A 1339-nucleotide genomic window follows, 5' to 3' on the forward strand; every position below is an offset into this window, starting at 1 on the left:
GCGCCGGGCCGGGGCGGCGGGAATCGCCTCGCGCGGGGCGTACGGCTGCCACTAGCCTGCGGGGGCATGAGCGCTCAAGAATCCCCCGCCCACCCCCGGTTCGCCGAGGCGCTGCGCGCCCTCGGGCTCGATGTGGAGGTACGCCGCTTCCCGGACGCGACCAGGACCGCCGCCGAGGCCGCCGCCGCGATCGGCTGCGATGTCAGCGAGAGTGTGAAGTCGCTGGTCTTCGAGGCGGACGGGGTCCCGGTGATCGTCCTGCTGGACGGCTCGTCGCGGGTGGACGTGGAGCTCGTACGGCGTGAGCTGGGCGCGGAGACGGTGAAGCGGGCGGGGGCCGCACTCGTACGGGAGACGACCGGGTACGCGATCGGGGGCGTCCCGCCCTTCGGCCATGTGCGCCGCACCCGGGTCCTCGCCGACCGCGCGCTCCTCGACCACGAGACGGTCTGGGCGGCGGCGGGCACGCCCCACACCGTCTTCCCGCTCGACCCCAAGACGCTGATCGGGTACGCGGGCGGGGCGCTGGCCGACGTCCGCGAGCGCACGGCGTGAGCCTGGGGGTCGCGCTGGCCGTCCTGCTCGCGGCCGTCACCCACGCGTCCTGGAACGCGATGGCGCACACGATCAGGGACCAGCTGGTGGCGTTCACGCTCATCGGCGGCGGGGCGACGGTGCTCGGCGCACTGCTCGCGGTGCTCGCGCCGCTGCCCGCGTCCGGCGCCTGGCCGTACCTCGCCGCCTCGGCGGCCCTGCACACCGGCTACCAGGCCCTGCTCATGCGGTCGTTCAGCCTGGGCGACTTCGGCCAGATGTATCCGATCGCCCGGGGCACGGCGCCGCTGGTGGTGACCGTGCTGGCGGTGGTGTTCGTCGGCGAGAGCCTGAACGCGTGGCAGGCGGCCGGGGTGGCGGTCGCCTCGGCGGGCCTGGTCGGGGTCGCCCTGTGGGGCATCCGGGGCTCGGGCGCGCGACCGCACTGGCCGGCGCTGCTGGCCGCGCTGGCGACGGGGCTGGCCATCGCGTCGTACACGGTGGTGGACGGGGTCGGCGTCCGCGCGTCCGGTACGCCGCTCGGGTATATCGCGTGGCTGATGATCCTGGAGGGGCTGCTGATCCCCCTGTACGCGCTGTACCGCCGCCGGGGCGAACTGCCGGGCCAGCTGCGGCCGTACGCGGCGCGGGGGCTGCTGGGGGCGGCCCTGTCCATGACGGCGTACGGCCTGGTCCTGTGGGCCCAGACCCACGCGCCCCTGGCGCCGGTGGCGGCCCTGCGCGAGTCGAGCATCATCGTGGGGGCGGCGATCGGGGCGCTGTTCTTCAAGGAACGGTTCGGGGG

At 75.3% G+C, this 1339-nt stretch carries 2 protein-coding genes; both read left to right on the plus strand.

What is annotated here, in order from left to right:
- Positions 1 to 66: 66 nt before the first annotated feature.
- Entirely contained in the window at positions 67 to 555 is a 489-nt protein-coding gene (locus ACJA3G_RS37055) for a YbaK/EbsC family protein (RefSeq protein WP_406557401.1), read from the plus strand.
- Positions 556 to 614: 59 nt separating this feature from the next.
- Positions 615 to 1339: EamA family transporter (locus ACJA3G_RS37060; RefSeq protein ID WP_406557402.1), on the plus strand; the 725-nt coding region annotated here is incomplete at its 3' end.

Source organism: Streptomyces sp. YS-3 (assembly GCF_045257485.1).
Taxonomy (GTDB): Bacteria; Actinomycetota; Actinomycetes; order Streptomycetales; family Streptomycetaceae; genus Streptomyces.

What these genes read in the sequence shown, in the direction of transcription:
- ACJA3G_RS37055 (WP_406557401.1), top strand. Translation starts at nt 67, where the DNA reads ATGAGCGCTCAAGAATCCCCCGCCCACCCCCGGTTCGCCGAGGCGCTG.